This window comes from Herpetosiphonaceae bacterium (assembly GCA_036374795.1).
GTDB lineage: Bacteria > Chloroflexota > Chloroflexia > Chloroflexales > Kallotenuaceae > LB3-1.
The window spans coordinates 1-14,103 of record DASUTC010000135.1; the positions used below are offsets into that span (position 1 = coordinate 1).

Sequence of the window (14,103 nt, forward strand, 5' to 3'; positions counted from 1 at the left end):
CTGGCAGCAGGCGGCGCTGCTCGATGAGGATTCTAGCATAGATCGGCCCTACCTGGCAGACGATCTCGGCCAGCACGCGGCACGCGATCAACCTGTTGTCTTCAGCGCGATCCCAATACTTTCTCTACGAGATACTAACAACTTCTGAATATCATGGCGGTATCCTTGGGATCATGCCGCAGCACCACACCGGATCAGCGCCTACTGGAGCGCAAGGGTCGTGAAGCTGTACGTAGCATGTGGCTCAGAACCGAATACCGATGCTCGGCACAATTGCCAGCACAAAAAAGGAGCACAGGAGCATGACCCTCAAAAAACTCTGGATACTTGCCATCACACCGCTGCTGGTCTTGATCCTGGCCGCCTGTGGCAGTAATGCCGCATCCTCAACCACGGCTGCATCCGGCTCAGGGGAGCAGACAACGACGCCAGCCGCAAGCGCCGCAGCTACAGCGGGCGCTGTAGGGGCAGCATCGGATGCGGGCGCAGCAGGGGCAGCGCAGACTACGAAGCTGAATCTGAACACGGCGACCGAGGAGCAGTTGCTCGGCACCATCCCCAACTTTAGCCAGCGCATGGTCCGTGAGTTCATGGAGTATCGCCCGTATATCAGCATCGAGCAGTTCCGACGCGAGATCGGCAAATATGTCGATGCCGCGCAAGTCGCCGCCTACGAGCAGTACGTCTACGTGCCCATCGACGTGGACGAGTCCGATGCGGCAACGTTGCAACAGATTCCAGGCGTCGACCCAACGATTGCCAACAGCCTGATCGCAGGCCGGCCCTACGGCTCGAACCAGGCATTCCTTGCCACGCTTGGCACGTCTGTCTCGCCCGACCAGCTAGCAGCAGCAGCGGCCTATCTCGCGGACTAAGCATGATTGAGGACGGGCCAGCAGATGGCATGGCTGGTCCGTCTGATAGGAAACACGGCCCATGGATACAAGTACGATCGCTCAGCGGCTCCGCAGCTTTCTCCTGGTACTATCAGGATGCCTGTGCATCTTTACCGCTGTCGAACTCTTGCTAAGCGAACACATGGAGAGCGCGATCCAGCTCATCCCCCTCGCGCTGTGCGGCCTGGGGCTGGTTGCGGTCCTCGCTGCGCTGATCCGTCCCCAGCGGGCCATCCTCTGGGCGCTGCGGCTGATCATGGCGCTGCTGATTGCGGGTAGCCTCTTCGGCATTGTCGAGCACTGGGAAGCCAACATCGCGTTTGAGCGCGACATTCGGCCCAATGCCGCGACCGGCGTGGTCGTGCTGGCGGCGTTGCGTGGAGCCAGCCCGCTGCTTGCGCCCGGCATGCTGGCGCTCGCCGGAACGCTTGGGCTAGGCGCAACCTATTATCACCCCGCGCTCGGCCAGCCAACGACAGCCAGCGAGCGGCGTTTCATGGGCCTGTTTCGCGATTGTCGCTGAGTATGTGGCGTGGAACTGCGGTATAACGCATAGACTGTTCTATTCGATCGTTGCTGCGCCGACGACACAGCACGTGCAGTTTGAGGACCAGAAATTATGTCAACACAACTACCGTCCATATCTCGCACGAAAAGCCTCAGGTTCCCGTTCAGCCTACGCCGGACATCGCTCGGACTATGGGCGATCGTCCTCCTGGCAGCGGTCCTGCGTCTCGCCAACATCGACGCGATCGGACAATCGAACACCTACTACACGGCTGCTGTGGAAAGCATGCTCCAGTCGTGGCACAACTTCTTCTTTGTTGCCGCCGAGCCGGGCGGCTCCGTCTCGGTCGACAAGCCGCCGGTTGGCCTGTGGATCGAGGTGCTCTCAGCCTACCTACTGGGTGTCAGCGGCTTTGCCACCGTGCTGCCGCAGATCCTTGCGGGTATCGGCTCGGTGATCCTGCTCCATCATCTGGTGCGGCGCTCCTTCGGCGATGGCGCGGGCCTGCTATCGGCCCTCGTGCTGGCGGTAACACCCGTGATGATCGCCGTCGAGCGCAACAACACGCAGGACGCCACGCTGATCTTCACGCTGCTGCTGGCGGCCTGGGCCTTCATCAAGGCCACTGAAACCCGCAGGCTTCGATTTTTGATCCTTGGCGCGGTGCTGATTGGCATCGGGTTCAACATCAAGATGATGCAGGTGTTGTTGCCGGTGCCCGCGCTGTACGCGCTGTACTTCTTTGGCTCGCAGCAGCGCTGGTGGCGCAAGCTCGGCCACCTGGGACTCGCCACGCTGGTGCTTATTCCTGTCGCGCTCTCGTGGGCGGTGATCGTCGATCTCACGCCCGCCGACCAGCGACCCTATGTTGGCAGCAGCGGAAACAACTCCGCGCTCAACCTGATCGTCGGCTATAACGGCATCCAGCGGCTGGTCGGCATCATGGGCGGTAGTCGCCAGCGACTAGCGTTTCCACCCGGCGGTATGCCCGCCCCATCAGGTCGGCCCCAGGCCAATGTGCTGATCGGCCCTGGTGCGGCTCCTGGCGGACCCGGCGGCTCGTTTGGCACGGGCAGCCCCGGCGTGCTGCGCATGTTCCAAATCGGCCTCGCGGCTCAGGCGAGCTGGCTGCTGCCGTTCGCGCTGACCATGCTCGTGGCGATGGCGGCGAGCGTCTCCTGGCGACGACCGCAGACCGAGCTGCATCGAGGGCTGTTCCTATGGGGCGGCTGGCTGCTGACGTGCGCCATCTTCTTCAGCGTCGCGGGTTTCTTCCACCAGTACTACCTGGCGATGCTCGGCCCACCGCTCGCCGCAATCGTGGCGCTGGGCTTGATGTTCCTGTGGCATCTGCGGACCAGCCACCCTCTGCGCGCGGCGCTGCTACTGCTGCTGGCTGCGGTCGTCACGCTGGCCTTTCAGTCCTACGCCGTCAGCATGTACATGGCAAACCCGTGGTGGGTTGCCGTCCCGCTGGGCCTTGGCGGAATCGGGCTGGGCCTGTTCCTGCTGCGCGCGCGGCACGGCGTGGGCATGCTGCCGCGCGTAAGCTTCGGATTGGTCATAGCCGCGCTGCTCATCGTGCCGACCGTGTGGTCCTGCCTGACAACGGCCTACGCGGACACGAGCAGCCCGCTCACACAGGCATATACGGGGAATCTCGGCAGGTTTGGAATGGGCGGTCCCCCGAATGGGGCGGCGTTCGGCGGGGCGGCTCCTGCGGCGGTGCCTGGGGGCGACATGGGAGGAGCCGTCAATCAAACGTTGCTGGACTACCTCCAGGCCAACACCCAGGACACGAAGTACCTGATAGTCGTACCCAGCGCCAACGTCGGCGCGGCGTACGTGCTGGCAACCAGCCGACCGGTGCTGTACGCGGGTGGCTTTAGCGGCAGCGATCCGGTGATCGACGGGGATGATCTCGCCAGGCTGGTCGCCAGCGGCGACGTCCGCTATGTGCTGTGGGGCGGCGGTGGTGGCCCTGGCGGTGGCCCTAACCCCAGCATCAGCCAGTACGTGCAATCAGCGTGCAGCGTCGTCACCGAGCCCGGCCTCGGCACGCCGACCAGCAGCGCGCCGAGCACGGACAGGCCACCAGCGTTTCCTGGCGGTCGCGGCGGACCGATGACGCTGTACCGCTGCGGATCGTGAGCGATGCCTGGGCCAGAGACGGCGGGGCGGGCAAGCGCTGAACTTGCCCGCCCCGCCGTGCTCGGCTATCCCGCCGATTGCCGCCCGGAGATGCACCACGCGAGCCAGCTCGCCCCGCTCCTGGGGCGTTCTATCGCGCTGCCCGCCGCCCCTTGGTCGGCAGATCGGCGAGACGATGCAGCAGCCGGATATACGCGCGCTGGCCCGACTCGAAGCTGGACAGGCGGAAGAACTCATCGGGCGCATGCATCTGCTCATCCGGCAGCGCGAAGGCGAAGTTGACCGTGTACACGCCGAGATCATTCAGAAAGACCATCATGATCGGAATACTGCCGCCGGAGCGCACATAATACGGCTCGCGTCCGTACAGCTCGATCAGCACGGACCGCGCCGCCTCGTTGCCCGGATGATCGGCGGGCATCAGGTATGGATAGGCGCGGAACGGCTGCTGCTGAGCCTGGACCCTCACGCCCTGCGGCGCGTGCTTGTGGACATGGTCGATCACCCGCTGCGCGATCGTGGTCGGGTCTTGATTCGGGACCAGACGGCAGGTTATTTTGGCATGTGCCTCGTTGGGCAGCACCGTCTTGACGCCCTCGCCCTGGAATCCGCCGTAGATGCCGTTAATCTCCAGCGTCGGTCGTGTCCAGGTGCGCTCACGCGTCGTGTAGCCGGGCTCGCCATACAGCGCGTCGATGCCCAGCTTCCGGCAGTACTCCTGCTCGTCGAAGGGCACGGCAGCCACAGCGGCGCGCTCCGCATCGCTGAGCTCGGCGACATCATCGTAAAAGCCCTCTACCAGGATCTTGCCGTCGGGACTACGCATCGTGTCGAGGATGCGCACCAGCGCGTGGAGCGGATTCTGGATCGCGCCGCCGTACTCGCCGGAGTGCAGATCGCTGACGGCTCCCTGCACATCGATCTGGATCGCACAGCCGCCGCGTAAGCCAAGCAGAATCGCTGGCTCTGTCTCGCTCCACTGGCCGCCGTCGGCGCTCACGGCCAGATCGCAGGCCAGCAGCTCACGGTGCGCCGCGACAAACGCCGGGATCTGCGGGCTTCCGATCTCCTCCTGGCCCTCGAAGAGGAACTTCAGGTTAACAGGCAGCGATCCCTCGCTCGCGAGCAGCGCCTCGACCACCAGAATCGGCACGAGCATGTTGCCTTTGTCGTCGCTCGCGCCACGGGCATAGACCCGCCCATCGCGGACTACCGGCTCGAACGGCGGCGAGGTCCACAGCGCGAGCGGATCGACCGGCTGCGTATCGAAGTGCCCGTAGATCAGGATCGTCGGCTTCCCGGCGGCGTGAAGCCAATCGCCATACACGACGGGATGGCCGCCCGTCGGAAAGATCTGCACATGCTCGATGCCTGCGGCGCTCATACGCCCGGCAACCCACGCGGCGGCACGCTCGACATCGCCGGCGTGTTCCGGCAGCGACGAGATACTAGGAATACGAAGAAACTCAAGCAGTTCGTCGAGGTAGCGCGCTTGCTGCGCATGGAGGTACGTTTCTGCCTGGGACATGCTAACTCCTTATGGTACACAGCGCATATTGTACTCCCAATCTGTCCTTTGTCTATCAGCAATCTTCAGGGCCTCGAATTCAGCGAACAAAGGAACAAAAGAACAAAGGAACCGAGTGTCTTCTGGGCGCACCAAGTTCCAGGCGCCGGAAACTCGGAACTTGGAACTTGGAACTTCTACGCTAGCGCGGCAGCGCGTCGGCGGGGATGGACGGCGGCTTCTGTGACTCGTCCGCTGGTATCACCACCGCCGCTGTCGGCTCCGGCATCGCTAACGCCCTGGCGATCTCGACCGGCAGCCGCTCCCATTCGACGGGCGGCAAAGTCTGGTCGCCGTCCGGCCCCTGTGCCAGGTTCGGGATCAGCACCAGCCTCCAGCCCTGCGCATCGAGATGCATATGCGCCTCGACAAAGCTCTGAAGCAGCGGCAGACGATCGTGCTCCAAAAAGTTGGTGAAGCCCTTGGCGAGGATGCGGGACTCGTACCAGGCGCGGATGCGATTGAGCCAGGCGTCGCCCGCCGTTCGATCCCATCGTCGATTCTTTTGCGGCCCGAACTTGGCGCGCATCATCTCGGCGCTCGGAAAGAGATTATGCAGCACAACCCGATCCGGGCCGCACTGCGCATCGTGGAAGACGTAGCGATCGTCGAGCGGCATCGGACCTCCGGCATAGCCGCAGATCCAGTCGCCATCCATCGGACACGACAGATAGGCACCGCCGCCGCCGTTCACGATATGATACATCACATGCTCGCGACCGTCGGCGGTGTAGCGGACCTCGTACTGCTGATAGGTATGCGTATCGCCGCCCATCACCACATCCACCCGATGCGCCCGCAGCAGTTGGTATAGCTCGGCGTGCATGCCCTGCGTGTCAAACTTGCCATCGACATACAGCGGAGTGCTCAGCAGCACGAGCTTAAGCTGATCGCGCGCGCGGAGCAGGCAGCGTTCTAGCCAGGCCCGCTGAAGCGCATCGACGGAGCCCGTGCAGCCGGTATCCACGGCGATCACCGTCAGCGGCACGCCCTGATCGGCAAAGCTGATCTCGAAGAACGGTAGCCGCTGCTGGCTCTCCGGCTGCTGCGGAATGCCGCCAAGCTTCTCCAGGCCGTATCGCTCGCGCAAGCGCCGGATCTCGCCCCAGCGCAGCCCGCTCAGCAGGCCACCGTACATCGCCCACGGACCACGCCGCATCGCGTCACGCCAGGGAGTGCGCTTCGTCTCGTGCGCCGCAGCGTAGCCAAAGTTCGCCAGAAAGCCGTTCAGGTCGTCGTACCAGTCGTGGTTGCCGGGCAGGGCATAGATCGGAATGCCGTTTTGTGGCGGGCGACCAGGCTGATTGGTGCGGAAGGGCCGATACACCGCGCGCTCATAGTCCATCAGCTCTCCCGCCGGGTAGATCACATCCGAGCTGATGATCATAAAATCAACATGTTCGTCATCCGTGGCCTGCTTCAACACCTCCGTCCGCGCTCCGCGAATCGGATAGAGCTGGCTATCATCGCCCTCGCCGGGATCGCCGACGATCGAGAAGGCATAGTGGTTCTTAGGCTCCGCGACGGGCACGATCCGCGCAGCCTCGTCGATCGCCGTGGCAAGATCGGGCCGCGCATCCCCGACGATCGCCCTGATGAACGCCTCGCGCATCAGATCGACGTTGCGCGTCTTATCGTAGAGCAGGTCGCGCCACACAACGCGGAAGTTGGGCGGGTCGAACCACGACAGGCCGCGCGAGCCCGTCAGACGGCGGATCGCGTAGGTCGTGGCGTAGAAGAGCGAGAGCACAAAGAGCATGCTCGCCAGATTATGCGTCCAGATGTCGATGCTGGCGATCAGCAGGCTATTCGTGTTCTCCGCAATCGACAGACGGATCACCACCCACAGCGGAATCGTCAGCAGCGCCGCGAGCGTCCCGCCAATCACCATGATCAGGCTCAGAAATTGCACGACGACAATCAGGCCGCCCGTCAGGCTGCTCAGCGATCGATCGCCGGTGCGCCAGCGCCGCCGAAATTGCCGCCACAGCGTGACGCCGCCGCAGAAGACCAGATTCGCCAGAATGAAATTGCGCAGCACGACAAACTCTCGCGGCAGCAGCACCAGCACCAGAATGATGCTGACCGTCGCGAGCAGCCTGGTGAGCGCCGAGACGGCGCTGGCGACGCGCATCCGCCCGATCGACTTGTGGGTCGCCGGGGCGACTTCCAGCGCGATGAAGAGCGCCAGCAGCCACACGCTGATCTTGATGAAGGCCATGCTGCTGGGAAAAGGACCGAAGAACAGCCGCAGCACGTCATCGAGCCACGCCGATTCGATCCGGGGCAGCCAGGCCGTCACCGCGCTGAGGGCGCTGCTAATCGGCACGTCGTAGGGCGGCAGCAGCCAGCTTAGCCGCACCGCCGAGGCGATCAGCAGCCACGCCAGCAGCTCGACCGCCCAGCCGAAGTAGGTCTTGATCATGCTCTGGACGGATGGGAACAGCCGCAGCCCGGCGATCTGGATCAGCTCAAGCAGCGCCATGATCAGCAGCAGGCCCAGGGTTTGCCTCAGGTGAAAGCCCGGATCGGCGCTGACGGTGAGCCAGAGCCAGCTTGTCCAGACGACACTGACGGTAGCCAGCGACATGGTGACGAGCCGGAGCCAGGAGATCGGCGAGCGGCTGCTCCGAGGCGCAACTTCTGGCCCGGCAGCCAGCCGTGCGCGCGCCGACCACTGGTGCAGCAAGACGGCGCAGGCGACCAGACCAAACGAAATCCAGAGGTAAAAGCCTATATCGGACATACTCCCAAAGGATGTGAACTGGAGCATAGCGCGCCTCCCAGAAACTCGCTCTCCACAGCCGCTCTGATGCCAGCAGATTGGTTGACCGATGATCTGTGAATCATTATACGGGACACGTCGATCGAGGCGTGATGATGGTTGAATAGCTATATTGGAAACGTTCGTAGGGGCGTATAGCGACACTCGACGCAGCACGCCCCTACCGTCCGCCCCCGATTATTTGCTCATGCGCCGGTCGTCTCCGCGCCCGATCTCAGGAGGCCGCGACCGCAGCTTCCGCCTGCGTGGGCTGCACGACGATCGGCGTCTGGGCGGCACCGCGCTGCTTGTCGAGGAACTGGACCAGCCGGGGGAAGATGTCGATGTGGCAGTTCTTGCCCATGAACACATCCTGGTGCCCGTAGCCCGGAAAGATATGCAGCTCGTGGCGTCCCGGCACGATCCGCTCCAGGCGCCGATGACAGACGATATTCGAGTCGGTGAAGACCCGGTTGTTCTTGCCGGTCATGAACAGCACCGGCGTCTTGATCTCGCGGGCATACTGGAAGTAGTCGTTCGGCAGGCGATCGTACTTGCGGTCGCTCGGATCGTACTTGAGCGGACGGCTGCCGGCTTTGACCATTTTACGCACATGCCGATAGTAATTCATCGAGGTCGGGCCGTAGAGATCGCCGCCGCGCCGATGCGTAATCTCGTCGAGGTTGCTGTGTTCGTACAGCGCGGGCCAGCCCGTGCCCCACATCAGGCTCAGCATATGGCAGGCGGGCACGTCGCACTCGCGGTGGAAGAACGACACCGCCTTGGAGAAGAGCCGCCCACGGTGCAGAAAGCCCTGCTCCTCGCTCCAGCGCGGGCTGATGTACGGCAGGCCTAGGATCGAATCGACAAAGAAGGGCGCGAACGAGAGCTTGATCCTGGACCAGTTCGGCACTCGTGGCGTCAGCGCGACGCTGTTGGCGATCACGCTGCTGATGTCGGTGACGGCCTTGCCGAAGAGACTCATCATGAACGAAACCGATCCCAGGCAGTGGCAGATCACATGGATGCGCCGGTTGCCGATCTGCTCGCGCATCTTGGCAATCGCCGCCGGATGATCGAAGAGCGCAATATCGTCGTGGTTGTAGCGATGCTGCCACAGATTGTACGGATGCCGGTTGCTCATGCGAAAGTCCAGCGTCCAGACATCGGGGAAGCCGTTGTCGTGCAGAAAGCGCACCAGATTGTAGTGTTCGGGCTGGATGAACATGTCCGATGATGTGGTCAGACCATGAATGATCAAGACCACATCGTCGCTCGGCGCGCGGCAGAAGCGCAGCAGGCTCAAGCCCAGGCCGTCCTCAGTCGAGAAGTAGTGTGTCGAAATATCGGCGTTCGGAACGCCTTCCAGCGTGTACAGCGGAATCTCACGTTGCATCTTACACCTCGTTTGCGTGGGCTTGCATCTCTTGCAGGCCCATCTCGCGGCTGACGATCGGCCTGTAGCCTAGCTCCTGCTTGATTTTATTCAGCTTATACGCCCGTGGCAGCGCCACAAACGACCACTCGAACCTTGAGAGCGGCGGCGGGCTTTTGAGGCGCAGCCCGCGCCAGATACCCTCGGCCAGCGTCGCCGCCGGTCGCGCGATGAGCTGGGGCAGGCTGCGGCTCGGCGGGACGATCCCGCGTGTGGCGAGCAGCGCCGTAAAGAACTCGCGGAACGAGACGGGCGCGTCGTCGGTGACGAAATAGATCTGCTTATCGCGTCCGACGGCACACGCCAGCATGATCGCCTCGACCACGTTATCGACATGGACCATCTCGATGATGCAGCGCCCCTGATCGATCCAGGCGAACTGTCCGGCCTTGATCTTGTCCTCGATATTCTTGGATGTTTTCTCGCCCTTGCCCCAGATATAGGTCGGGCGCAGGATGATACAGGTCATCTCGGAGCGATGATTCACGACCTCGATCTCGGCCAGCTTTTTGGCCTTGCCGTAGTAGGAGTTCGGCTCGGCGGGATACGGAAACGTCTCGTCGATGCCGACCAGCGGCGTGGTATCTTGCAGCACCGACTCGGAGCTGATATAGATGAAGCGGCCAACCTGCATCCTGGCGGCATGATCGAGCAGCTGCCGGGTAGCCAGCGTGATCTCGCGGTGAAACTTCTCCCACGGCCCCCAGAACTCGACCGGAGCCGCGCAGTGGATCACCACGTCCTGCCCGCGCAGCGAGTCGGCCCATTCGGCCACGTTGTCGAGCGAGCCGTGGACAGGCTGCGCGCCCAGGTGCCGGAGCATCTCGGCGGACGAGGCGGAGCGGGCCAGGGCGCGCACCTGATGACCCTCGCGGACGAGCCGCTGGATCAGCCGCGCGCCAAGAAAGCCAGTTCCGCCGGTGACAAACATGTTCACAAGAAGATCCTTCTGCGTCTACATAGCTAGCTGCTGCCCCGGCATCTCGAATCCTTTGTACGTTTCGTAGAGCGCGCCGAGAAAGAATTGTCCAAAGCGCGCCTTGGCGCTCAAGCGCTCGGAGAGGCTTTCCGCGTTCGTGATCTCGATCGTGGTAAGCTGGCGGGCAAAATCGGTCGCGAAGATCTTGAGAATGCCCTTGCCGACGAGCGGGCCGTCGGCGCTGCGGCCTTCATAGACCGTGATATACAACGTCGTCGTATCGGCCCACACGTCGAAGCCGAAGTCGTCGTGGATCACCTTGAAGCCGTCGAAATAGTAGGCCCTGCCGTCGGTCGTCTCCATCACCATCCGATAGCGCATGCGCCGCGTCCGCTCCTGCTCGGCATCGACGACGAACAGATTGAAGGTGCCGTCGGCGACGGAGAGCGGATCGGGCGAGAGTGCCGGGGCCAGCACGCTGCCGGAGAGCCGCGCGCTATGCTCGGCATCGGCCAGCATCTGATCCACGTCGTCGGCGGTGATCGTGAGTGTAAACTGGAACGGAGAGCCGTCGGCCTCGCCTTGCGCGGCGGCGCGGGCGTAGTCATCCGTCACCCGCGTCGAGAAGTGGCCTTTCATCGTCTCAGTGAATTGCAGGCCCAGGTGCGGAGCGGCGGCGGAAGACGCGAGCACGGGCATCGGCTCCGGCAGCGGCTCCGGCATTGGTTCAGGTTGAACATTATCGGCGGTACTCATCACAAAAGCATCCTTTGTCAGCATATGATCCGCAAAGCGGTCGGCCAGCGCGGCGATCGTCAGGCTGGGATTGGGACCGACCGGCCCCGGCATGACCGAGCCGTCGGCGATGTACAGGCCGGGATAGTTGAAGACCTGACCGTAGGCATCGACAACACCCTCGGCTTCGTCGCGGCCCATCGGGCAGCCGCCGAGCGGGTGAACCGTGAGCAGCCGGTTCAGGCGGTACGTGGGATTTTCCCTAAATGTCGCGCCCAGCGCATCGGCGATCTGCTTCGACGTACGCATCACGTGATCGAAATAGGGCGTCGATCGCTTCTTCGTCCAGTCGATGTCGAGCCGCTTGCCATTCAGCCACATGTTGCCATCGGGAATATCGCGGCCCATGCCCAGGATCGGCATCGAGCCAGCCGACAGCTCGGTCGTGCCGAAGAGATCGGCGATCTCCGCGCTGAGATTGCTCTCCGGCTCGTTCCTGAGCCACTGGCGCACGATTCGGCGCAGCACATGCAGCGCGCGTCGGGCCATGCTGGGCGTGTCGAGTAGTTGCAGCATCCAGTTGGCGAAGTCGGGATAGCCCGCGTCCTGAAGATAAAAGCCGCGTCCGGCTGCGCCGTTGCCGTCGAGCTGATCGGGAACGCGAATCGTGCTGGTGATCACCGGGCCGTAGCTGCTGTCGATCACGCGCGGCATACGCTTGCCGCCGCTGGTTTCGCTGCATTTGACCGCGAAGGTCAGCAGGTCGCCGTTGCCGCAGAAGCGCGTGCCGAGCTTCTTGCTGAGACGCGGAAAGTTCTCTTTATTTTTGAGCAGCAGATAGGTCGAGCCAAGCGTTCCGGCGGCCAGAATCAGGCGATCGGCGGTGATCGTCTGCAATGGCAGCACCGCCGGATCTGAGGTATCGAGCGGCTTGCCCTCGTGCTCAGGCTGGTGCTCGACATAGCTGATCGTATAGCCGCCGCCGGGCCGTGGCGCGAACGACCGGACCTCGCAGCGGGTACGAATATCGGCTCCGTGACGCTTTGCGGCGGAGAGGTAGTTGAAGTCGAGCGAGTTCTTGCTGCCGTAGTTACACCCGATGTCGCACTCGCCGCACAGCCGACAGGTCGAGCGAACATAGTCGGGACCGTGCAGGCTCGGATCTTCCTGAATCGGCTGTCCCGGCACCGGGGGCCGTCCCTCGTTGGCGAAGGTTACAGCCAGCGGCGGTCGGAACCACTGGAGCTGAAGATCCTGGGCGGCGGCCTTGAAAGCGTTTGTCTTGGAGGTCGTGTTGTATGGCGCGTGCTCGATCGGATAGGGCTGTGCCTTCATCATGCGCTCAACCCGGTCGTAGTGCGGATCGAGGTCGGCGCGGTTGACCGGCCAGTACTCATAGCCGCCGTCGCGCAGATCCTCTTTGACAAACCAGTGCTCGTCTTTGCGCAGCAGCACGTTGGCATAGATCAGCGAGCCGCCGCCCAGGCCGCTCGACACAACAGCGCCCAGGCCGCGAAACGACCAGACATCGAACATGCCGTAAAGACCCGCGCTGGGGTCCCAGAAATTCTTGCGCATCCGATGGGGGCTGCGGGGGAATGAGCCGGGGGGATAGGCCTTGCCGCGTTCCAACAAGCAGACATTCAGACCGGCTTCCGCCAGCCGGTAGGCCGTCACCGAGCCGCCAAAGCCTGAGCCGACGACAACAGCCTCGAAGTGCATTGGAGCCATGCTACCACCTGATTCTTGATAACCAATCATAGAGATATGGCACACTGGAGGCAGGATCTTACAGATGGCTGTCTGGAATGGTAACAGCTACGCTCATATCCGTTGCAGATTGGTTAGACGTGAAGAAGCACCTGGGCAAGCCACGCCGCATGCTATGTACTCATTAAGCCGATACACAGCCTATTTATCACAGACGTTACGGCGATCCGATCGTTACGTCCAGTACAGGTTCAAGGCGCGTAAGGCGCGGGAGAATGGGGCACTGGTCCAACACACTGGAACAGACGGGACTGGTGTTCCGGGGAGAAGCCGAAGATGGGTTGTAGTGGATGAAGGTGATTATCGGTGGAACAAGCCGTACCCTGAGCACACCTGCCATGTGCTCCTGTTAATACCGAATATAGCACCAAGCTTGCTCGGAATCAATAGATCACCGCAAATGCAATCGACATCGCATTACGCATGGGTTGATGTTGCGCATGAATGTCGTCAACGATGACTACGCAGCTCATGCCCTGGGTGGCGACGCTTCGCCGGACGGATACTCGGCATCAGAAGCACTACCTGCTCGTTCTGCGGGGATCGCTGGGAGAGGCGTTCGGAGGACTTGATAGGTCACAGCGCCAAGTGCGGCGCCGATCAGGGGAGCAACCACATAGATCCATTGGTCACGCCACACCCCGGCAACCAGCGCCGGACCGAGTGAACGTGCCGGGTTCATCGACGCGCCGCTGATCGGACCGCCCCATAGCGCATCGAGCGCCACGGTACCCCCGATCGCCAGTGCGGCAAGCTGGCCGACAGCGCGGGTATCGGTTGCCACCGCCATAATCACGAACATCAAAAAGGCCGTGAGCAGGATTTCAAGGCCGAATGATTGGAGGACACTCCCGCTTGGGAGCGTGACACCGAGCTGTGCCACGTCGCCGAACAAGGCGCGCAGCGTCAGCGCTCCGGCAGCCGCCCCTAGAAGCTGCCCACCGATATAGAACGGGACATCACGCCAGGAAAAATGCCGGGTCAGCGCAAACGCAATCGTGACCGAGGGGTTGAAGTGTGCGCCGGAAAGGTGGCCGGTCGCCGCAATCATCACCATGATGATCAGGCCAAAGGTGAGCGCGACGCCAACATGCGTCAACCTGCCGCTGATGCTGTTCACAACAATTGCCCCGCACCCGGCGGTGACTAACGCATACGTGCCGACTAATTCGGCTCCAGCCCGGCGTAACAAAAGGTTCATCCGTCGCCTTTCACTCGGTCGCTCAACAGTCGCAGCGGCAGGCATTCACGAACCTGGTTCTTGGCGCGGCCCTCACCCAGGGCACAGAGGGCACCCGCCCTGCCCCACGCTCAGGCGGGCTTCCGCCTGAGCGGCCATAGGAGAGGGGGAGACACAG

9 protein-coding genes are annotated in these 14,103 nt (G+C 62.7%); 3 read left to right on the forward strand and 6 right to left on the reverse strand.

Features of this window, described 5'->3' with window-relative positions:
• The first annotated feature begins 302 nt into the window (after positions 1 to 302).
• The 3 genes from VFZ66_09350 to VFZ66_09360 all read left to right on the forward strand — a co-directional run bounded on the left by VFZ66_09350 (position 303) and on the right by VFZ66_09360 (position 3,555).
• Positions 303 to 875, forward strand: a complete 573-nt coding sequence (locus VFZ66_09350) for a hypothetical protein (GenBank protein ID HEX6289384.1) — start codon at positions 303 to 305, stop codon at positions 873 to 875.
• 61 nt (positions 876 to 936) lie between these two features.
• Positions 937 to 1,419 (forward strand): hypothetical protein, encoded by a 483-nt coding sequence (locus VFZ66_09355; protein ID HEX6289385.1) that lies wholly within the window; start codon positions 937 to 939, stop codon positions 1,417 to 1,419.
• A gap of 96 nt (positions 1,420 to 1,515) precedes the next feature.
• Positions 1,516 to 3,555: a glycosyltransferase family 39 protein gene (locus VFZ66_09360; protein ID HEX6289386.1), complete on the forward strand. Its 2,040-nt coding sequence runs from the start codon at positions 1,516 to 1,518 to the stop codon at positions 3,553 to 3,555.
• 130 nt (positions 3,556 to 3,685) lie between these two features.
• On the opposite strand, the gene VFZ66_09365 is transcribed toward VFZ66_09360, so the two are convergent.
• From VFZ66_09365 to VFZ66_09390, 6 genes are all read right to left on the reverse strand, one after another.
• On the reverse strand, positions 3,686 to 5,083 hold the full coding sequence (locus VFZ66_09365) for a dipeptidase (protein ID HEX6289387.1): 1,398 nt from the start codon (positions 5,081 to 5,083) through the stop codon (positions 3,686 to 3,688).
• Positions 5,084 to 5,264: 181 nt separating this feature from the next.
• A complete protein-coding gene (locus tag VFZ66_09370; GenBank protein HEX6289388.1) occupies positions 5,265 to 7,895 on the reverse strand; it encodes a metallophosphoesterase in 2,631 nt (876 codons plus the stop codon).
• A 226-nt stretch (positions 7,896 to 8,121) separates the two neighbouring features.
• Entirely contained in the window at positions 8,122 to 9,282 is a 1,161-nt protein-coding gene (locus VFZ66_09375) for an alpha/beta fold hydrolase (GenBank protein HEX6289389.1), read from the reverse strand.
• A gap of 1 nt (position 9,283) precedes the next feature.
• The gene (locus VFZ66_09380; protein ID HEX6289390.1) at positions 9,284 to 10,252 is read right to left on the reverse strand and encodes an NAD-dependent epimerase/dehydratase family protein; all 969 of its coding nucleotides are present in this window, start codon (positions 10,250 to 10,252) and stop codon (positions 9,284 to 9,286) included.
• Positions 10,253 to 10,276: 24 nt separating this feature from the next.
• Positions 10,277 to 12,706, reverse strand: coding sequence for a GMC family oxidoreductase (locus VFZ66_09385; GenBank protein HEX6289391.1), 2,430 nt, complete (start codon positions 12,704 to 12,706; stop codon positions 10,277 to 10,279).
• 508 nt (positions 12,707 to 13,214) lie between these two features.
• Positions 13,215 to 13,946 carry an MIP family channel protein gene (locus tag VFZ66_09390; GenBank protein ID HEX6289392.1) on the reverse strand — a complete coding sequence of 244 codons (732 nt, stop codon included), beginning with the start codon at positions 13,944 to 13,946 and terminating at the stop codon, positions 13,215 to 13,217.
• Positions 13,947 to 14,103 lie beyond the last annotated feature (157 nt).